Origin of the sequence: Bacillus kwashiorkori (assembly GCF_001375515.1) — a bacterium.
Classification (GTDB): Bacteria; Bacillota; Bacilli; order Bacillales; family Caldibacillaceae; genus Bacillus_BK; species Bacillus_BK kwashiorkori.
Window position 1 is genome coordinate 134,779 of sequence record NZ_CTDX01000016.1, and the last position, 19,997, is coordinate 154,775.

Consider the following 19,997-nt stretch of genomic DNA (forward strand, 5'->3'; position numbering starts at 1 on the left):
TCTGTTCCGAAGTAATGGAACAGACCCGTATAATTAGTGAAAATTCATTGGAATTTTTTTGCTAATAAACTTTCTACTAGTCTAACGTTCAATGTTCTTCTTTGTCCGTTCGTACCACTAACACATCACATGGTGCATAACGAACAATATGTTCGGAAACGCTTCCGATTAAAAAACGTTCTACCGCATTTAATCCAGTTGCACCACAGAGGATTAAATCTGCCTGATATTTTTTTGCAAGATCTTTTGGGATTTTCACTTTTGGGGATCCATAATCAATTACTGTTTTCGGATCTTTACAACCTGCTAGTAATGCTTCATGCCTGTATTCTTCTAACAATTCTTTCGCATAGTTGTCTGCTCTTTCTGCAATCGTTTGATCGTATGCTTCCAAAGTGGCAAATGTCCGGATGTCGATTATATGGACTAAGTATAATTGACTATCATTTCTAACGGTAATGTCCACTGCTTTTCTAAATGCCCAATCAGCTTCTTTTGAACCATCTAATGCAACAATTATATTTTTATAAGTCTTTACCATAGATAATCCCCTCCTTTATATTTATATTATACTATAAAAAATATAGTAAGTCTGTATATTATTTAACAAAAGTTAGAAAATTGAAAGCGCTTAATAAAAGTGTTATACTGTTCAAAAAGTAGAAACCTATTGTAGAATGAAAAGAAAAGCGGAGGCGACTGTACAGAAACGGGGGGACTGGAGGGAGCCAAGAGCGAGATAAAGGAATCACGACGAGGAACGAGTCGATGATGACTTATCGAAGTGGAGGCGAGCGAAGTCCACCCGTTTCTAGGAGCCGCAGCTAGCCAAAGAAAAGCGAAGGCGACTGTTTAGCGGCGTATGGACTGGACCCAAACCGCAGGAGATAAAGGAAACACGATGAGCCCTGCGAATCGATGTTGACTTATCGAACAGAAGCTTGGTGAAGTTCGCTAGCCGCTAGGAGCCGCAGCTGGACAGAAAAGCGGAGGCGACTGTACAGCGGCGTACGAACTGGAGCCAAGCTGGCGGAGATAAAGGAAACACGGCGAAGAATGAGCCGATGTTGACTTATCGAACAGAAGCTTGGTGAAGTTCGCTAGCCGCTAGGAGCCGCAGCTAGCCATCAATGTTCGCAGACTAAGTACGCGGCGTCCTGCCGCAACGTCTGCATGACCAACGTCGTGTTGGCCCAAGCGGAGGCGACGTTTTACTAAGTTTTCTACAGTGGAAAGAAGAAATATGTTTTTATATTTTTCGAAAAATAAGTTTGAAGTTTAGTTGTATGTCTTTTTTAGAATCGAGTTGTTAGTGAAGATATTTTACTTAACTAACAATCTAACAGACATTAAAAAAAATGGAGGTATATTATGAAAATCGGAATCCCAAAAGAAATTAAAAACAATGAAAACCGGGTAGCAATGAGTCCCGCTGGAGTAATTCATCTTGTCAATCATCAACATACCGTCTTTATCGAAACAGGTGCTGGTTTAGGTTCTGGTTTTACTGATGAAGACTATCGCAAAGTGGGAGCAATAATTGTGGAAACTGCGAAAGAAGCTTGGGATAAAGACATGGTAATGAAAGTAAAAGAACCGCTTCCAAGTGAATACAAATATTTCCGTGAAGGATTAATTTTATTTACATATTTGCATTTAGCTAATGAATTGGAATTAACAAGGGAATTATTAAGGAAAAAAGTGGTGGCAATCGCCTATGAAACCGTTCAACTGAATAACGGGAGCTTGCCTTTGCTTACACCGATGAGCGAAGTTGCTGGACGAATGGCCGTTCAAGTTGGAGCACAATATTTAGAGAAGGTGAATGGTGGGAAAGGAATCCTTCTATCTGGAGTCCCAGGTGTTCAAAGAGGAAATGTTACCATTATTGGTGGTGGTGTTGCTGGAACGAATGCAGCTAAAGTAGCTATTGGTCTTGGAGCAAAAGTGACGATATTAGATGTTAATCCTGATAGATTAAGACAAATAGATGATATTTTCCATTATGAAATAAATACATTAATGTCGAACCCTTACAATATTGCAGAATCAGTGAAAAATGCTGACTTAGTCATTGGAGCAGTTTTAATACCTGGTTCAAAGGCACCAAAGATAGTAACAGAAGATATGATTAAGGGAATGAGCGCTGGTTCTGTTGTAATAGACATCGCGATAGATCAAGGCGGTATTTTCGATACGACCGACCGCGTAACAACTCATGATGACCCTATTTATATCAAACATGATGTTGTCCATTATGCCGTTGCAAATATGCCAGGTGCTGTGCCTAGAACCTCTACACTCGCACTAACAAATGTAACGATTCCTTATGCATTACAAATAGCTTCAAAAGGATATAAGAAAGCATGTTTAGAAAACGAAACATTACTAAAAGGTATTAACACATTAAATGGATATGTGACACATAAAGGGGTCGCAGATGCACATCAGTTAGACTATGCGGATACGAAGTCACTATTATTAGTCGGTGAAATGGTAGGTTAAACATTGATGATAGTCTAATAGTAAATTAAGGCAAGTGGAAAATTAATCAACCACTTGCCTTTTATTAAAAGAACTTCAGCGAGTTTTGAAGGAAGTTTCCAACAAAAAGTTATTTCACAATTTGTAAGTTCTTTGGATATTTTGTTAAAAGACGAGCACCTTGGTCGGTAATGAAAACATCATCTTCAATTCTTACACCAATGTCATTTGGGATATAAATTCCTGGTTCGATTGTATATACCATCCCACTTCTTAACGTTAAATCATTCGTTTCAGTAATTGAAGGATATTCATGGATACTAATTCCGAGTCCATGTCCAAGTCGATGGGTAAAGTATTCACCGTAACCAGCTTCCCTTATAATATTTCGTGCTGTTTTATCTAAAGTTGCACAACTTACCCCGGGAACACTTATAGCAATCGCTGCTTCTTGCGCTTTTAACACGGTTTCATAAATTTGGACGTGTTCTTCTGTCACATCACGGAATGCAACGGTCCGGGTAATATCGGAACAATAACCTTTATACACAACACCTAAATCAAATAAGACAAAGTCTCCTGATTGCACTTTCGTTAAACCTGGTGTGCCATGTGGGGAAGCCGCATTTGCACCGGTCAGTACCGTTGTGGCAAAGGACATTTGTTCGACACCTTTTTTCTTCAACTCGTATTCAATAGCAGCTACTATTTCCAGTTCAGTAACGCCTTCGCGAATCGTATTGACGGCAACTTCAATAGCATAATCAGCTAGCTCACAAGCTTTTTGAAGTTTTTCCACTTCTTGTTCATCTTTTAACAAACGTAATTCATTTAAAATATCTTCTGCTTGGATAAAAGCAGAATTTGGGAAAATCGCAGCCAATGTTTCATAACGTTCGATATTCATATGTGTTTTTTCTACAGCTATTTTTTGAACATTACCAACACGTTTATTTATTTCAGCTTTCACTAAGTCCCACGGATTTTCAGTATCACTGTATCCGAGCACTTGATAAGCGAATCCGGCATTTTTTGCACTTGTTACTTCCATTTGTGGACAAATTAAAAATGGTTCTTGTTCACGGAATAAAACAATGGCTAATAGTCTTTCGTGTGGGTCACTAAAAAATGAGCTAAAATAAAATACATTTTCTGAAGAAGTTATAATTGCCGTATCGGCATCTTCTTTTTGTAGCCACTCCATCATGGCATTAATACGATGTAACATAAATTTTCACCTCAAAAACCAGTTATATACGGTATGTCATATTTTTAATTTATGGCTATGTTAAAGATTGGTGTTGATTTCCGTTTCAGGCGGACGCTTTCCGCGGGCACGGCCTCAGCCGCTTCGACGCTACGCCATCTCGTTATTTCTTGCTCATTCTGTTCCCGTCGGAGTCGCCGCCTTACACTACAATCAACAACTGCCTAAAAAAATAATAAACAATAACATAGCCTAATTAATAAAAATAGAATAGCACTTTGTTTCACATTCGTAAACCTTCAAAACTTGGCAGGATTATTTAAAATTATCGAGAATCTATATATGAAAGATGAATATGAAGGGAGAATATGTTGATGAAAATTTCTTATCATGGTCATTCTGTTGTAAAAATTGTTTCGAAAGGAAAAACAATTCTCATCGATCCGTTTATTACTGGAAATGGATTAACAGACCTGAAAGTCGAAGAGGAGAGCCCGGATATCATCATTTTAACCCATGGCCACGGGGACCATCTTGGGGATACGATTGAACTGGCTAAGAAAAAAGATGCACTTGTCATTGCAGTGAACGAATTAGCCGTATATTTAGGCTGGAAAGGGTTAAAAACGCACGGTATGAATATTGGTGGGTCTTATACTTTTGATTTTGGTACGGTAAAATTTACCCAAGCTTTCCATAGTAATAGTATCGAAATGGATGAACAAAATTTTGTCTATTTCGGAATGCCAGCAGGTGTCTTGTTAATGATGGAGGATCGCACAATTTACCATGCTGGAGATACGGGGTTATTTTCCGATATGAAATTAATTGGTGATCGCCATTGGATTGACCTTGCTTTTCTTCCAATTGGTGATAATTTTACGATGGGACCAGAGGATGCGGCATACGCAGCAGAGCTTCTTCAAGCTGTTACAGTGGTGCCGATACATTACAATACTTTTCCAGTTATTAAACAAGACCCAGAGAAGTTTATTCGCATGCTGAAACAAGATAACGGTAAAATTATGTTACCCGGAGATTCCTTCGAGTTATAAATAGTCGGTAAGTTATGGACGCTCAGTTTATATGGCGTCCATATAATATTTTTATAGGAAATTCCACAAGATAAAAATTAAATAGCATGTAAAAATCATTAAACTAACAAAAGGGGGTTCAGTTTTTTTAATCTGAACCCCCTTATTGTTGTTTTGCTAACTATGCAAGACATCGAAAAGGAGAACTTTTATGGCTGGTATTAGGTGAAACTTGTACATTTTTCTAGCAATCTCGCATATACTGAACCAAGTTCATATATTATGGAAGGGAAGTGTTACAATGAGAAATCGCTATATATTAGCGTTATTATGCTGTGGGGTGCTACTATATTTTGCACTGCCTCGGTTAAGTTTAAAAGGAAACGGCATGGAACTATACTTCTCCTGGTTTTGGCTCGCCTTTTTATTAATGGCAATCGCCGGAAATTTATATGCGGTGTTATATAGTCCGAAAAAACAGAAGAAAATGTTACAAAAACAATCCGTAAAGAAAGTACGAGTATATGAATAACGGAACAATTCACTAATAAAGCAGGTATTTTATTGAATGTGGAAATGGTTCACCTTATAATAAATACTATAGCTTGAGTAGAGATTCATAATAGACAACTATTTTGTAGGTGAAACCATTGACAAAACATGAATTGATTTTGAAGTATATTGAAGATTTACCAGTTGGAGGAAAAATATCCGTTCGCCAAATCGCAAAAGATTTAAATGTTAGTGAAGGAACAGCTTATCGAGCAATAAAAGAGGCAGAAAATAAAGGGTTTGTTAGTACTATTGAACGTGTCGGTACTATTCGAATTGAACAAAAGCGGAAAGAAAATATTGAAAAATTAACGTTCGCTGAAGTAGTGAATATCGTTGATGGTCAAGTTTTAGGTGGTAAAAGTGGTTTGCATAAAACGTTGAACAAATTTTTAATCGGTGCGATGAAATTAGAAGACATGCTACGTTATATAGAAGCTGGAAATTTATTAATTATCGGTAACCGCTCCGATGCACAAAAAGAAGCATTAAAAAAGGGAGCAGCCATCTTAATTACTGGTGGATTTAATATTGAAGAAGAAGTAAAAAAACTCGCAGACGAATTTCAATTGCCAGTAATTTCGACAAGTTATGATTCTTTTACTGTGGCAACCATTATCAACCGCGCCATTTATGACCAATTAATTAAAAAAGATATTTTATTAGTGGAGGATATACTAATTCCGAAAGAAGATACATACTATTTATTTGTCAATGATAAGGTAGAAAAATGGCATGAACTGAATAAAATCTCAAGTCATACTCGTTTTCCAGTTGTTGATCAGCAATTGAAAGTAGAAGGGATGATTACTTCTAAAGATGTCATTAATCAAGAGAAAAAGCGACTTGTTGAAAAGATAATGACAAAAAATCCAATCGTTACAAATAGTAATATGAGTGTCGCATCTGCTTCTCATTTAATGATTTGGGAAGGAATCGATTTATTACCAGTAGTAGACGAGCAAAATCGTTTACGAGGAATTATTACGAGGCGGGATGTGTTAAAAGCATTACAAACTAGTCAGCGCCAACCTCATGTAGGTGAAACAATCGATGATATTATTTCCAACAATTTAACAACCATTGACGATAATGACCATCTATTCACATTTGAAATTTCTCCACAGATGACTAATCATCACGGTACTCTCTCTTACGGTGTGCTCACTTCAATTGTAATAGAGTCTGCTAGTAGGACATTTCGCCTAACGAAACGGGGAAACTTTGTAGCTGATCATTTAATGATTTATTTTATTAAACCAGTTCAAATTGATGGTAAAGTGGAGGTCTCGCCCAAAATATTAGACATGGGTAGAAAATTCGGGAAAATCGATGTGGAAGTTTTTCATGAAGGACAAATTATTGCGAAAGCGATGATGACTTTTCAATTTATTGATAGATAAAAAAGTAGAGTGGGTACTGCTCACTCTACTTTAAAATCGTCTATTAATTTTGTTGGCTTTCTCGATATAGATTGGCGATATGTGGTAAATAGTACTTATACGCCTTGTAACTAGTCCAAATACTAAACAGTCCCACAATAATAAAAATGCTGCCAATGACAATCGAGATAGTTGTATAGTTTAAATAAAGCTGATTAATCCCGAAAAAACAAACGAAAGCACCTAACGCAATACTGGATTTCGTACCAATCCATCTTTTTTCTAATACATTTTTCGTTCGGAATGATTTAATTTTATAAAATACATAAAATGATAATGATGCAACAATTAGAATAACAATAACCGGCATGCGAATCCCCCATCTCCTAAATCTGCTATCATTTTACATGGAAATTTAAATCAATGCTAATATAACGCTTTTTTTAACGATAAACTAGGAAGCCACCGCTTTCCATTTACATAATAAATATTCCTGTGAAAGAAGGAGAGAAAAATGACGAAAGACGAAATATTATTGAAGATTCGAGAATATGAAAAGATTATCATTCATCGACATATACGCCCTGACCCAGATGCTTACGGTTCGCAAGGGGGGCTTGCCAAAATAATTCAAGAAAGTTTTCCAGCGAAACAAGTTTTTACTGTAGGTGATAATGAGGAAACTTTACTATTTTTAAATACAATGGATGAAGTCCCTGATGAAATGTATGAAGGAGCATTAGTTATTGTATGTGATACAGCTAATCAAGAACGCATTTCTGATCAACGATATAAAAAAGGCGACTATTTAATTAAGATTGATCACCATCCAAATGAAGATCCATATGGTGATTTGTATTGGGTGGACACCGGGGCGAGTTCCACAAGTGAAATGATCTATGAATTATATTTATTTGGAAAAAGTAACGGACTAAAATTAACAACAGAAGCAGCTGAACTTTTATATGCAGGCATTGTTGGCGATACGGGAAGGTTTCTTTATCCTAGTACAACGGATAAAACTTTTTCCTATGCTAGTGAACTAGTGAAGTATCCTTTTTCCAGGAATGAACTATATGATAAAATGTATGAGATGAAACCAAATATGGTGAAATTAAAAGGATATATTTATCAAAATTTTGAAATTATTGGTAATGGGGTAGCGAAAGTACTAATTTCAAAAGAAATGCTTGCTAAATATCAATTGCGTGCTGCAGAGGCATCCTTACTAGTTAGTTCGTTAGGGAATATTGCTGGATTAAAAGCATGGGCTTTTTTTATTGAGGAAGAGGATCAAATTCGAGTGCGCCTCCGTTCAAAAGGCCCAGTTATTAACGGGATAGCAAAGAAATACGAAGGTGGAGGCCACCCACTTGCAGCAGGTGCTTCTATTTACTCTTGGGACACGGTAGACTCAGTAATAGCCGATTTGGAAGCAGTTTGTACGGAGTAAAAAACATAGAACTATTAGGAGAAAAGGCTATCTAAAATTGTTAGATAGCCTTTTTTTTCCAATCTTAATCCGCTAAGCGTAGTTCCAACTGAATAGTTAGCGTTGTATAAATAGTTATTTGTTTTATTTGAAGACGATACCGCTTATCGTTAATTTTTAATATTTTATTCTCAATTACTTTTTTTAATAAATCTGTACTTTTAGCAACTAAACTTAAATCCTTTGCCAGCATCATATTAATATCTTCTTTAACAGATTCCTCAGCTTTTACTTTACTAAGTAGATCGAGATTATATTTATGAGCATTAGAAATTTTTACTTTAATCTCATTTACTGTTAGTAATTTTTTATTTTTTTCATTTAACTCCCGAAAATCTTCTTGCCAAATTCTTTTCTCTCGTTCTAGTTCTTCAATTAAATTTTTTTGTTCGGCTATTTTTTTCGTTTGTTCTTCTTGATACGAACCGAACATATATAAAAATAATAGCCAGCTTACAAGTGCACCTAATACCATTCCGAAAAAAAATCGCTGGAACGTTGGTAAGCGGTAAAAAGGCGGAATTCTCATGGCATCTGCTCCTGTGTTAACCAAGTAATAATCGTCGAGCCTGTTTGTGCACCGCCCAATGCCGATAATATAAGTAAAACTTGTTTCACTAGGCTAAGTGTTTCACCTTGTAAAAGTCCGCGTTCAAAACTATATACTGCATCGAACGTTCCTCCAATCGCTGCGACAATCGCCCAAATTCGTAAGCTATTAGATAAACGGGAAATTTCTGTTAATGGTGGGTTCCCTGTGAGAAAAGCTGCTAACCCGCCAATTAACGATCCACCGAGTATGACTCCTAGCGCAATGAAAAAGGTGTGAACAAAGGTTGGTACAAAAGCTTCATTCATTTCTGTCAACCCCGATTCTATTAGGTTTTATAGCAAGTAGGACATGCTTTAGTTATAAATATGGTTAGTCCTTCAAATTTATGCAACGACATGAAGAAGAATTTTCTTCTCCATGACTTCTTCTTCCATTGGCTTAACAATGATAAAACAATGTAAAAGGCAAAAAAATATACTATAATGTAGAAAATGAACAATAAGTAAAATAGAAATGGTGGGGAATAGTATGAGTTTTATTCACCTGCACACATATAGTGCTTACTCGCTATTATCAAGCACAATAACACCACAACAATTAGTAAAAACGGCAAAACAAAGAGGATATGAGGCGATTGCTTTAACAGATAAAAACGCCCTGTATGGGTTAATTCCTTTTTATAAAGCATGCCTCGAAAATCAAATAAAACCAATTATTGGTCTAACAGCAAATATTTTACATAATAAAAACGGAAACATAGAAGACCAATCTGGAACATGGAAAAAAGTACAAACATATCCACTCATTTTTTTAGCAAAAAATCAAAACGGTTTAAAAAATTTATTAAAAATTTCTAGTGCGATTCAGACCCAGTCACCTTCAGGCATTCCATTAAAATGGCTTAACCATTATAAAAAAGATCTTTTTGTTATCTCTCCAGGGATGGAAGGGGAAATTGAACATTTATTGTTAGCGGGAAAAGAACGTGAAGCAACTTCATTAGCAAAATTTTTTAATGAATATTTTGGGAACGGTAATTTTTATTTATCGATTCAAAGTATCCCTACAAGGGAAAGTAACGTATTGCTGCAACAAGTATTACAATTATCGGAAACAATATCATTCCCGTATATTCCAACAAATCCTATTTATTTTTTAAATAAAGAGGATTACTTTTCATGGAAATGTTTGCAGGCAATTAAAGATAATACAACGATTGATAATATCAACACAAGGTCATCCGTTGAACATTATTTTTTAAAAGATCGTGAAGCAATAGAACTACTATTTGAAAATTATCCAATCGCTATGAAAAATTTAGAAAAACTTACACAAAATTGTAATGTTACAATCGAATTCCATCAATCGCTCCTTCCAAAATATCCGCTTCAAAACAAGACTGCTAGTGAATATTTGCGCGAGCTTTGTGAAAAGGGACTGTCCTGGCGTATAGAAAATCCGCCACAAAAATATTTGGATAGGCTTAATTATGAATTGAAGATCATCCAAGAAATGGGCTTTAGTGATTATTTCTTAATAGTTTGGGATTTCGTTCGGTTTGCTAGATCGAAAGGAATTACGGTAGGACCTGGAAGAGGATCAGCAACGGGTTCACTAGTAAGCTATGTGTTAGGAATAACCGATGTGGATCCAATCAAATTTGATTTATTATTTGAGCGTTTTTTAAATCCAGAAAGGGTAACGATGCCTGATATCGATATTGATTTTCCTGATCATCGGCGGGATGAAGTAATCGAGTATGTTGCAAAAAAATATGGGAAAAACCATGTGGCGCAAATTATTACGTTCGGAACGTTTGCAGCAAAACAAGCACTCCGTGATGTCGCCCGCGTATTCGGATTATCTAGTAAAGAATTAGAACAATTTTCACGATCTATCCCTAGTAAATTAGGTATTACATTAACAGAAGCGAGAAAAGAATCGGCAAGTTTACAAAAACTTCTTCTAAATGAACAGTATCAAAAAATTTATTCGATAGCGATGAAAATTGAAGGATTGCCGCGCCATACTTCTACCCATGCGGCAGGTGTAGTCATTAGTGACCTTCCTTTAGTAGAATTAGTTCCGTTACAAAACGGCACAGGCAATGTTTTATTAACACAATATCCAATGGGGACTATTGAAGAACTTGGCTTATTAAAAATGGATTTCTTAGGACTTCGAAATTTATCATTACTTGAATCTATATTAGCAAACATTCAATATTATGGAGGAAAGAGACTAGCTTTAAAAGATATTCCAAAATATGATGAAGCAACATTTAAGCTTTTGCAAAGAGGCGCAACGACAGGTATTTTCCAATTAGAGTCAGAAGGAATGCGGAAAGTATTAATGGAACTAAAACCGACGGAGTTTGAAGACATTGTGGCCGTAAATGCTTTATATCGACCAGGTCCAATGAGCAATATCCCTGTGTATATTCGCAGGAAGCATCAACAAGAAGCGGTTACCTACTTGCACAAAGATTTAGAGCCAATATTAAAACGAACATACGGGGTTATTGTTTATCAAGAACAAATTATGCAAATTGCCTCAAAAATTGCAGGGTTCTCGTTAGGTGAGGCAGATCTTCTTCGGAGAGCTGTTTCTAAGAAAAAACGTGAAATATTAGATAGAGAGCGGGCTCATTTCGTTCTTGGTGCCAAAGGAAAGGGGTACGACGAAGAAGTTGCAAATGCGCTTTACGATTTAATTGTGCGTTTTGCTGACTATGGGTTTAATCGAAGCCATGCGGTTGCATATAGTATGATTTCCTATCAACTAGCCTATTTGAAATCCCATTACCCGTTACCATTTATGGCTGCTCTTCTAACTTCCGTAATTGGTAATGAAGAAAAAATAGCGGAATATGTTAGAGAAATAAAACAAATGGGCTATACTGTGTTAGGACCTTCCATTAACAAAAGCAGTTATCGCTTTCATGTAGATAATAACAATATTCGCTATAGTTTGGCTGCCATTAAAGGAATTGGTATCCAAGCGTTAAAAGAAATTACTCGTGCTAGAAAAGAAGGGGAATTTACAGATATCTTTGATTTTTGTTTGCGAGTCTCCTTAAAGATTATTAACCGTAAAACGTTGGAATGCCTTATTTACTCTGGCAGCTTTGACGAATTTGGTTATGATCGGGCAACCCTTTTAGCAACATTAGATGTTGCAATTAACCATGCTGATTTTATGAAGCCAGATGAAGATCAGTTGAACTTACTAACAGATTCGATAAAACCAAAATATGAAAAAGTGGAACCGATGCCTATAGAAATTAAATTAAAAATGGAAAAACAAGTTTTAGGATTATTTCTATCAGAACATCCTGTTTCTATTCATCGTGAACTATTAACTTCTGCTGGAGCAAAACTACTTGATGAATTAACAACACAAATGCGTGGAGAAAAAGTTGGTGCATATATTACCCAAATGAAAAAAATCCGAACAAAAAACGGTGAAGTAATGGCGTTCTTGACACTTAATGACGAATACGCTGAACTGGCTAGCGTTATTTTTCCAGACATGTTTCGAAAATACGGTTCTCTAATAAAAGAAGGAACTACCGTATTATTGACAGGGGTAAAAGAAGTTCGAAATGGAAACCCCCAGTTCATTATTCAGGAGGTTCAATCAATAGAAGAACTGAAAGGTCGGATGAAATTAAAATTATATATTAAAGTACCCGAACAATTGCATCGGAAAACAACATTGATGAAATTAAAAAATATATTAACGAAACATATTGGTAATACTCCGGTACTAATATATTATGAACAAGACCATCGAACTGTCCAACTTTTACCCGATAATTGGATTAATATTGAAAGTACAAGCATTACTGAATTAAAACAGCTTTTAGGAGAAAATAATGTTGTATTAAAGGAATAATTTTCGGTGTCATTACAAACATTTAACATCTGTTTTTATTACCTAGTAACAATTTATTTCTTTACAAACAATCATTTTATGTTAAGATGAAAAAAGAGATGTATGTGGTCAGACCACTTAGTGAAAAAATCTCTTATTAATAGGAGTGAGTTTCTTTGACGTTTAAGGAAGAAGCATTGCATATGCATCGTGTTCATGAAGGAAAGTTAGAAACAACCCCGAAAGTAGTTGTCCAAAATGCAAAAGATTTAAGTTTAGCATATTCTCCAGGAGTTGCTGAGCCTTGTAAGGTGATATACGATCGCCCTGAAACGGTGTATGAATATACGATGAAGGGAAATACCGTTGCAGTCGTTTCCGATGGGACAGCAGTTCTAGGTTTAGGTAATATTGGACCAGAAGCAGCAATGCCAGTAATGGAAGGGAAAGCAGTCCTTTTTAAAAGCTTTGCAGGCGTTGATGCATTTCCCATTTGCTTAAATACGACAAATATTGAAAAGATCATTGAAACAGTAAAATTATTAGAACCAACTTTTGGTGGAGTTAATTTAGAAGATATTGCAGCCCCGAATTGTTTTGTTATTGAAGATAGATTAAAGAAAGAAATGAATATTCCTATCTTCCATGATGACCAACACGGTACTGCAATTGTTACAGCAGCAGGGCTCGTGAATGCACTTAAAATTACTGGCAAAAAAATGACAGAAATAAAAGTTGTAGCAAGCGGTGCAGGTGCTGCGGGAATAGCCATTATTAAGCTACTTTACCATTACGGTGTACGAGATATTATTATGTGTGATTCCAAAGGGGCTATATATGAAAATAGACCTTTTGGAATGAATGAAGTGAAAACAGAGATTGCGAAGTTCACAAACCGAGTTAAAAAACAAGGTTCTTTAGCAGAAGTAATCAAAGGTGCAGATGTATTTATCGGTGTATCTGTTGCAGGTGCTCTTACGAAAGAGATGGTTCAAACAATGAATGACAAACCAATCATCTTTGCTATGGCCAATCCTGTTCCAGAAATAATGCCAGAAGAAGCAAAAGCAGCCGGTGCTGTTGTTGTTGGTACTGGGCGTTCCGATTACCCAAATCAAGTAAACAATGTTTTAGCATTTCCAGGTATTTTCCGTGGTGCATTAGATGTTCGAGCAACACAAATAAATGAAAAGATGAAGCTAGCAGCAGTGGAAGCAATTGCTTCATTAATTAATGATTCGGAGCTAAATGAAGATTATGTAATTCCAAATCCATTTGATTCTAGAGTAGCGCCAGAAGTTGCCGCAGCAGTAGCAAAAGCAGCAATGGAAACAGGTGTGGCAAGAATAAAAATGGACCAAAATGAAGTAAGAGAAAAAACAAAAAGACTAGCTTCTATATAAAGGCGCGTGAGATGTGAGAAATGAGCCAAGCAGAAATTCAATCTAAAGTTTATTTAGATGTGGTAGAAAAGCTAAAAGAAATAATTGATGAACAACAATTGCGAACAGGGGACAAGCTTCCGTCTGAACGCGACTTAGCCGTTCAACTAAACGTCGGTCGCTCCTCTGTTCGAGAGGCTTTTCGTGCTTTGGAACTTTTAGGTTTGATTGAAACGAGACGTGGAGAGGGTACATTCATTGCCGATTTCCGCAATCATCGATTAGTAGAAATATTAAGTGGTTTTATTTTAAGAAATGATGTCGCTAAAAACGATGTGTTAGATATGGTGAATTTGATTGAAATCGGCAGTCTTTATACTTTAATGGAAAAAAATATTCAGCTTGAATTGGAAAAATGGAAAAATAGGGATATAAATGGATATGATTTTTTTAAATATATCATTGAAAGTACAGAAAACCGACTACAATTAAAGATTTGGAGAATATTATCTAAATTTGCCCAATCTTTATCCATTCTTCAACATTCAAATTATGAACGAGACTATCTTGATTTAATAGAGGCAGTTAATGCAAGAAACAAAGATAAAGCTTTCCTGTACTATCGGAAAATTGTAAATGTCGAACGATAAGGACAGATTTCGACAAACTTATTAATTATTATACGGTAAAGTAATTGTACAACCATTAAATATGGGAATAAGTAATGTGTAAAATCCAATAAAATATGGGTTTTTCGAACAAGGGAGGAAGTACCTTGCTTAAAGATATTTTTACAAAACAAAAGAAAAAATATGCAACCATTCAGGTTGAAAATGTAAAGAATGATATTCCTGAAGGCATCATGACAAAATGCCCACAATGTAAAAAAATTATGTTCACAAAAGAATTAGAAAAAAACTTAAAAGTTTGTTTACACTGTAACTACCACTTTCAATTGACTGCGAAGGAAAGAATAATTACCTTTTTAGATGAGAATTCATTTCAAGAAATGGACAAAGATTTAATCTCAGAAAATCCGTTGCAATTTCCAGAGTACTTAGAAAAGTTGGAAAAGGATAGACGAAAAGCAAAGATAAATGAAGCGGTCGTAACTGGAAAAGGAAAACTACAAGGGAATGAAGTAGTTATCGCAATAATGGATTCTACTTTCCGTATGGGTAGTATGGGTTCGGTTGTTGGTGAAAAAATTACGAGAGCAATTGAGACAGCAGATGCTAATAAACATCCTTTTATCATTTTTACTGCATCAGGTGGAGCTAGAATGCAAGAAGGGGTATTAAGTTTAATGCAAATGGCGAAAACGAGTGCAGCTTTAAAGAGGTTTAGTAATAATGGTGGCTTAATTATTTCTGTCATGACCCATCCGACAACAGGCGGTGTATCAGCAAGTTTCGCATCTTTAGGTGACTTTAATTTTGCAGAACCAGGTGCTTTAATTGGGTTTGCTGGAAGAAGAATTATTGAACAAACGATACGGGAAGACTTGCCAGAGGATTTTCAAACGGCAGAATTTCTCTTAAAACATGGACAATTAGATGCGGTCATTCATCGGAAAGACTTAAAGGAGAAACTCGGCTTTCTAGTGGACTTGCATCAGCCTGGGGGGGAATTATCTTGGTTCAGGAATTAGAATTTGAAAAACCAATAATAGAATTGCGCAATAAAATTATGGAACTAAAGGAGTTCACGAAATCGGCTGATGTAGATTTAAGTTCGGAAATCGCAAAATTAGAAAGTAGACTCGCCAACCTAGAAAAGGAAATTTATAAAAACTTAAAACCGTGGGATCGTGTCCAAATTGCCCGTCACCCTAATCGTCCAACGACATTGGATTACGTCGAACATTTATTTGAAGACTTCTTTGAATGTCATGGTGATCGTCTTTTTGGAGATGACGAAGCAATAGTTGGCGGAGTAGGTCGATATAAAGGATTAGCTGTTACGGTAATTGGGCATCAAAGAGGAAAAGATACGAAAGAGAATATTCGTCGTAATTTTGGTATGCCTCATCCAGAAGGCTATCGAAAAGCATTGCGCCTAATGAAACAAGCAGAGAAATTTAACAGGCCAATTATTTGTTTTATTGATACGAAAGGTGCCTACCCAGGGAAAGCGGCAGAAGAAAGAGGTCAAAGTGAAGCCATTGCTCGTAATCTGTTTGAAATGGCCGGACTAACTGTACCAATTATTTGTATTGTCATTGGTGAAGGTGGTTCAGGTGGTGCTTTAGCACTCGGTGTCGGCAATAAAATTTTCATGTTGGAAAACTCCACATATTCCGTCATATCCCCGGAAGGTGCAGCAGCATTATTGTGGAAGGATGCAGCGCTAGCTAAAAAAGCAGCTGAATCGATGAAAATTACTGCACCAGACTTAAAACAATTAAATATAATCGATGAAATTATTCCGGAAGTTAAGGGTGGTGCCCACCATAACATCGCAAAACAAGCAGAATTTATTGACAATATGTTATTGGATGCGCTAACGGAACTATTGCCACTTTCCAAAGAAGAATTAGTGAACGAGAGATATAATAAATACGCCCAAATTGGCAGTTTTATTAGTAAAAATGAAGTAATCGGGTCAAAATAAGAACATGCTACTTTCTCAGCATGTTCTATTTTTTTTAGTCAAATTCATGGCAGTTATTGAGTAAATTTTCAACTCATGGTATGTTTATTGTATATTCCTTAACAAAGTATATAAAACTACTGATTAAGGTTATGATATTATTTGCTTTTTCGAGGTGATTGCATGAAAAGGATTGGTGTTTTAACAAGTGGCGGTGACTCGCCAGGAATGAACGCGGCGATTAGAGCTGTCGTACGAAAAGGTATTTACCATAATTTAGAAGTCTATGGTATTTATCAAGGCTACCAAGGGCTTATTAATGGAAATATAGAAAAGCTGGAAATAGGCTCCGTTGGTGACATTATTCAACGTGGAGGTACATTTTTACGCTCTGCTCGTTGTCCAGAATTTGTTACGAAAGAAGGACAACAAAAAGGTTATGAACAATTGAAGAAATTCGGTATTGATGGCCTAGTCGTAATTGGAGGCGATGGCTCTTACCGTGGCGCCAATGCAATTTCAAAATTAGGTATCCCTTGTATCGGTGTCCCTGGAACGATTGATAATGACATTGTTGGAACTGACTTTACTATCGGTTTTGATACAGCTGTTAATACGGCAATCGATGTTATTGATAAAATCAGAGATACTGCATCTTCCCATGAAAGAACTTTCGTAATTGAAGTTATGGGAAGAAATGCTGGTGATATTGCACTTTGGGCAGGTCTATCCGGTGGAGCAGAAACAATACTAATTCCAGAAGAACCACAACAAATGGATGAAGTTATTGAGAAATTAAATCGTGGAAAAGACCGTGGCAAAAAGCACAGTATTATTGTAGTTGCTGAAGGTGTTACGAACGGTGTGAAATTTGCGGAGGAATTAGAAAGAAGAACACAATTAGAAATTCGTGTGTCCGTTTTAGGCCATATGCAAAGAGGTGGATCACCAACGGCAACAGACCGAGTGTTAGCAAGTCGATTAGGTGCTTATGCAGTTGAATTGTTGTTGGAAGGTAAAAGCGGACGTGCTGTCGGTATTATGAATAATGAGTTAGTTAGTCATGCTTTAGATGAAATTCTAGATGCACCACATACTATTGATAAAAAGATTTATCAATTATCACAAGAATTGTCGATATAATATTGGGAGGCTATATTTAAATGAGGAAAACTAAAATTGTATGTACGATTGGACCAGCAAGTGAAAGTATTGAAAAATTAGTGCAATTAATGGAATCAGGAATGAACGTTGCAAGACTAAACTTTTCCCATGGAGATTATGAAGAACATGGTCAAAGAATAAAAAATATTCGCGAAGCAGAAAAGATTACTGGAAAATCAGTAGCAATTCTTTTAGATACAAAAGGTCCTGAAATTCGTACGAACAATATGGAAAATGGGGCAATTGAATTAGTTGCAGGTAATAATATTATTGTATCGATGACTGAAGTGCTAGGTACAACAGAAAAATTTTCGATTACATACCCAGAATTAATAGATGATGTACATGTTGGATCCAGAATTTTATTAGATGATGGATTAATTGGTTTAGAAGTATTGGAAATTAATAAAGAAAAACAAGAAATTTTAACTAAAATATTAAATAACGGAACATTAAAAAATAAAAAAGGTGTCAATGTACCTGGAGTTTCTGTAAGCTTACCAGGTATTACAGAAAAAGATGCGAACGATATTCGTTTCGGTATTGAACAAGATATTGATTTTATTGCTGCATCTTTCGTTCGTCGTGCTTCTGACGTCCTTGAAATCCGTCAATTATTAGAAGAAAATAATGCTGCGCATATCCATATTATTCCTAAAATTGAAAACCAAGAAGGTGTCGATAATATCGATGAAATTTTGGAAGTAAGTGATGGACTAATGGTTGCTCGTGGAGATTTAGGGGTGGAAATTCCTGCTGAAGAAGTACCTCTAGTGCAAAAAATGTTAATTAAAAAATGTAATAAACTTGGAAAACCAGTTATTACTGCAACACAAATGCTTGATTCCATGCAAAGAAATCCACGTCCAACTCGTGCAGAAGCAAGTGACGTAGCAAATGCGATTTTTGACGGAACAGATGCAATTATGCTTTCTGGTGAGTCAGCTGCTGGTCTATACCCTGTAGAAGCAGTTCAAACGATGAATAATATTGCTTTAAGAGCTGAATCTGCTTTGAATCATAAAGAAATTTTATCATTACGCAGCAAAGAAACAGAACATAATTCAACAGATGCAATTTGTCAATCAGTAGCACATACTGCCATTAATTTAGATATCGATGCAGTGATTACTCCAACAGAAAGTGGACATACAGCTAGAATGGTATCTAAATACCGTCCAAAAGCTCCAATTGTTGCTGTTACTTGTCATAAAAAGACAATGAAACATTTATCATTAGTTTGGGGTGTTTATCCTTGCCTAGGTCAAGAAGCGACCTCTACCGACGGAATGCTTGAGTCTTCCGTTAAGGAAAGCTTGAAAACAGGTATCGTAAAACACGGAGATTTAGTAGTAATTACTGCTGGAGTACCAGTTGGGGAAAAAGGTACAACAAATATTATGAAGATCCATGTAGTTGGGAATATTTTAGCGAAAGGACAAGGAATCGGTCGAAAAACTGCTTTCGGTAAAATTGTCACTGCAAAAACAGCCCAAGAAGCGATGGAAAAAGTAACAGATCGTTCAATTTTAGTTACGTATTCTACTGATCGGGATATGGTACCTGCAATTGAAAAATGTAGTGCTTTAATTACAGAAGAAGGCGGATTAACTAGCCATGCAGCGGTAGTAGGCTTAAACCTTGGAATTCCTGTAATTGTAGGGGTAGACAATGCATTGGAAGTCTTAAAAGACGGCGTTGAAGTAACTGTAGACGCTGGCAGTGGAACAATTTATGAAGGACATGCGAGTGTACTTTAATCATCCAATCACTTATAATTAATTTATTCAGCTTGTCCCTTGCTTTTTGAAAGCAAGGGATGACTGCTAATAAGCGGATGTATTACAAACTCTTTTTTTAAGGGCGTGATTGGTATGCGAGTACTATTCCCAATAATTGTTATCGTTCCCGCAATTGAAATTGCCTTATTCCTATTATCTGGGAAATTAATTGGAGTTGGTTTTACCTTCTTGTTTATTTTAATAACTGGATTTTTAGGAGCATATTTTGCAAAAAAACAAGGACTAGAAGTCATTCGAAATGCTAGATTCCAAATGACTTCAGGACAAATGCCTCATGATATATTAATTGATGGTATTTGCATTTTAGTAGGTGGGTTATTTCTGCTAACGCCTGGATTTTTTACAGATATAATTGGTTTTTGTTTGGTATTACCTTTTACAAGAAAGTTAATAAAACCATTCTTGAAAAAATGGATAACTAAGTGGATTAACCAGAATACGATAACAATTATTCGCTAACCGCACAAAAACACGGAT

The 19,997-nt window shown here is 36.0% G+C and carries 18 protein-coding genes; 13 read left to right on the top strand and 5 right to left on the bottom strand.

The window, feature by feature from the left end; translation table 11 throughout:
• Positions 1 to 88: 88 nt before the first annotated feature.
• A complete protein-coding gene (locus BN1242_RS09875; protein ID WP_062355108.1) occupies positions 89 to 541 on the bottom strand; it encodes a universal stress protein in 453 nt (150 codons plus the stop codon).
• 830 nt (positions 542 to 1,371) lie between these two features.
• Between BN1242_RS09875 and ald the strand changes: the two genes are divergently transcribed.
• Positions 1,372 to 2,505: an alanine dehydrogenase gene (gene ald / locus BN1242_RS09880; protein WP_062355111.1), complete on the top strand. Its 1,134-nt coding sequence runs from the start codon at positions 1,372 to 1,374 to the stop codon at positions 2,503 to 2,505.
• Positions 2,506 to 2,614: 109 nt separating this feature from the next.
• Here ald and BN1242_RS09885 read toward each other — a convergent pair whose 3' ends face one another.
• The gene (locus BN1242_RS09885; protein ID WP_062355115.1) at positions 2,615 to 3,712 is read right to left on the bottom strand and encodes a M24 family metallopeptidase; all 1,098 of its coding nucleotides are present in this window, start codon (positions 3,710 to 3,712) and stop codon (positions 2,615 to 2,617) included.
• Positions 3,713 to 4,065: 353 nt separating this feature from the next.
• Here BN1242_RS09885 and BN1242_RS09890 point away from each other — a divergent pair, with 353 nt between their 5' ends.
• The 3 genes from BN1242_RS09890 (at position 4,066) to BN1242_RS09900 (ending at position 6,680) form a co-directional block, all read left to right on the top strand.
• Positions 4,066 to 4,746 (top strand): metal-dependent hydrolase, encoded by a 681-nt coding sequence (locus BN1242_RS09890; protein WP_062355119.1) that lies wholly within the window; start codon positions 4,066 to 4,068, stop codon positions 4,744 to 4,746.
• 280 nt (positions 4,747 to 5,026) lie between these two features.
• Complete coding sequence (locus BN1242_RS09895; RefSeq protein ID WP_062355122.1) at positions 5,027 to 5,257, top strand: hypothetical protein; 231 nt, start codon at positions 5,027 to 5,029, stop codon at positions 5,255 to 5,257.
• Positions 5,258 to 5,375: 118 nt separating this feature from the next.
• Complete coding sequence (locus BN1242_RS09900; protein ID WP_062355125.1) at positions 5,376 to 6,680, top strand: DRTGG domain-containing protein; 1,305 nt, start codon at positions 5,376 to 5,378, stop codon at positions 6,678 to 6,680.
• A gap of 43 nt (positions 6,681 to 6,723) precedes the next feature.
• Here BN1242_RS09900 and BN1242_RS09905 read toward each other — a convergent pair whose 3' ends face one another.
• Positions 6,724 to 7,029: a YtpI family protein gene (locus BN1242_RS09905; protein WP_062355128.1), complete on the bottom strand. Its 306-nt coding sequence runs from the start codon at positions 7,027 to 7,029 to the stop codon at positions 6,724 to 6,726.
• Between the two features lie 144 nt (positions 7,030 to 7,173).
• On the opposite strand from BN1242_RS09905, the gene BN1242_RS09910 reads away from it, so the two are divergent.
• Positions 7,174 to 8,112, top strand: a complete 939-nt coding sequence (locus BN1242_RS09910) for a DHH family phosphoesterase (protein ID WP_062355131.1) — start codon at positions 7,174 to 7,176, stop codon at positions 8,110 to 8,112.
• Positions 8,113 to 8,176: 64 nt separating this feature from the next.
• Here BN1242_RS09910 and ytrI read toward each other — a convergent pair whose 3' ends face one another.
• The gene (gene ytrI, locus BN1242_RS09915; RefSeq protein ID WP_062355134.1) at positions 8,177 to 8,680 is read right to left on the bottom strand and encodes a sporulation membrane protein YtrI; all 504 of its coding nucleotides are present in this window, start codon (positions 8,678 to 8,680) and stop codon (positions 8,177 to 8,179) included.
• A complete protein-coding gene (ytrH, locus tag BN1242_RS09920; RefSeq protein ID WP_062355139.1) occupies positions 8,677 to 9,009 on the bottom strand; it encodes a sporulation membrane protein YtrH in 333 nt (110 codons plus the stop codon). The genes ytrI and ytrH overlap by 4 nt, the downstream gene beginning before the upstream one ends.
• 223 nt (positions 9,010 to 9,232) lie before the next feature.
• Between ytrH and dnaE the strand changes: the two genes are divergently transcribed.
• The 8 genes from dnaE (at position 9,233) to BN1242_RS09960 (ending at position 19,979) form a co-directional block, all read left to right on the top strand.
• Positions 9,233 to 12,601: a DNA polymerase III subunit alpha gene (gene dnaE, locus BN1242_RS09925; protein WP_062355141.1), complete on the top strand. Its 3,369-nt coding sequence runs from the start codon at positions 9,233 to 9,235 to the stop codon at positions 12,599 to 12,601.
• Between the two features lie 155 nt (positions 12,602 to 12,756).
• A complete protein-coding gene (gene ystJ / locus BN1242_RS09930) occupies positions 12,757 to 13,983 on the top strand; it encodes an NADP-dependent malic enzyme (protein ID WP_062355144.1) in 1,227 nt (408 codons plus the stop codon).
• A 20-nt stretch (positions 13,984 to 14,003) separates the two neighbouring features.
• Positions 14,004 to 14,612, top strand: a complete 609-nt coding sequence (locus tag BN1242_RS09935; RefSeq protein ID WP_062355148.1) for a FadR/GntR family transcriptional regulator — start codon at positions 14,004 to 14,006, stop codon at positions 14,610 to 14,612.
• Positions 14,613 to 14,737: 125 nt separating this feature from the next.
• Positions 14,738 to 15,613, top strand: coding sequence for an acetyl-CoA carboxylase, carboxyltransferase subunit beta (gene accD, locus BN1242_RS09940; RefSeq protein ID WP_062355151.1), 876 nt, complete (start codon positions 14,738 to 14,740; stop codon positions 15,611 to 15,613).
• Complete coding sequence (accA, locus tag BN1242_RS09945; RefSeq protein WP_062355155.1) at positions 15,598 to 16,575, top strand: acetyl-CoA carboxylase carboxyl transferase subunit alpha; 978 nt, start codon at positions 15,598 to 15,600, stop codon at positions 16,573 to 16,575. The genes accD and accA overlap by 16 nt, the downstream gene beginning before the upstream one ends.
• Before the next feature lie 162 nt (positions 16,576 to 16,737).
• A complete protein-coding gene (gene pfkA / locus BN1242_RS09950; RefSeq protein ID WP_062355157.1) occupies positions 16,738 to 17,697 on the top strand; it encodes a 6-phosphofructokinase in 960 nt (319 codons plus the stop codon).
• Between the two features lie 20 nt (positions 17,698 to 17,717).
• Positions 17,718 to 19,478 (top strand): pyruvate kinase, encoded by a 1,761-nt coding sequence (gene pyk, locus BN1242_RS09955; protein WP_062355160.1) that lies wholly within the window; start codon positions 17,718 to 17,720, stop codon positions 19,476 to 19,478.
• Between the two features lie 114 nt (positions 19,479 to 19,592).
• Entirely contained in the window at positions 19,593 to 19,979 is a 387-nt protein-coding gene (locus BN1242_RS09960; protein WP_062355164.1) for an FxsA family protein, read from the top strand.
• Positions 19,980 to 19,997: the final 18 nt, after the last annotated feature.

Bases quoted from the DNA above. Each gene is read 5' to 3' on its own strand.
- BN1242_RS09875 (WP_062355108.1), bottom strand. From the start codon at position 541: ATGGTAAAGACTTATAAAAATATAATTGTTGCATTAGATGGTTCAAAA.
- ald (WP_062355111.1), top strand. From the start codon at position 1,372: ATGAAAATCGGAATCCCAAAAGAAATTAAAAACAATGAAAACCGGGTA.
- BN1242_RS09885 (WP_062355115.1), bottom strand. From the start codon at position 3,712: ATGTTACATCGTATTAATGCCATGATGGAGTGGCTACAAAAAGAAGAT.
- BN1242_RS09890 (WP_062355119.1), top strand. From the start codon at position 4,066: ATGAAAATTTCTTATCATGGTCATTCTGTTGTAAAAATTGTTTCGAAA.
- BN1242_RS09895 (WP_062355122.1), top strand. From the start codon at position 5,027: ATGAGAAATCGCTATATATTAGCGTTATTATGCTGTGGGGTGCTACTA.
- BN1242_RS09905 (WP_062355128.1), bottom strand. From the start codon at position 7,029: ATGCCGGTTATTGTTATTCTAATTGTTGCATCATTATCATTTTATGTA.
- BN1242_RS09910 (WP_062355131.1), top strand. From the start codon at position 7,174: ATGACGAAAGACGAAATATTATTGAAGATTCGAGAATATGAAAAGATT.
- ytrI (WP_062355134.1), bottom strand. From the start codon at position 8,680: ATGAGAATTCCGCCTTTTTACCGCTTACCAACGTTCCAGCGATTTTTT.
- ytrH (WP_062355139.1), bottom strand. From the start codon at position 9,009: ATGAATGAAGCTTTTGTACCAACCTTTGTTCACACCTTTTTCATTGCG.
- dnaE (WP_062355141.1), top strand. From the start codon at position 9,233: ATGAGTTTTATTCACCTGCACACATATAGTGCTTACTCGCTATTATCA.
- BN1242_RS09935 (WP_062355148.1), top strand. From the start codon at position 14,004: ATGAGCCAAGCAGAAATTCAATCTAAAGTTTATTTAGATGTGGTAGAA.
- pfkA (WP_062355157.1), top strand. From the start codon at position 16,738: ATGAAAAGGATTGGTGTTTTAACAAGTGGCGGTGACTCGCCAGGAATG.
- pyk (WP_062355160.1), top strand. From the start codon at position 17,718: ATGAGGAAAACTAAAATTGTATGTACGATTGGACCAGCAAGTGAAAGT.
- BN1242_RS09960 (WP_062355164.1), top strand. From the start codon at position 19,593: ATGCGAGTACTATTCCCAATAATTGTTATCGTTCCCGCAATTGAAATT.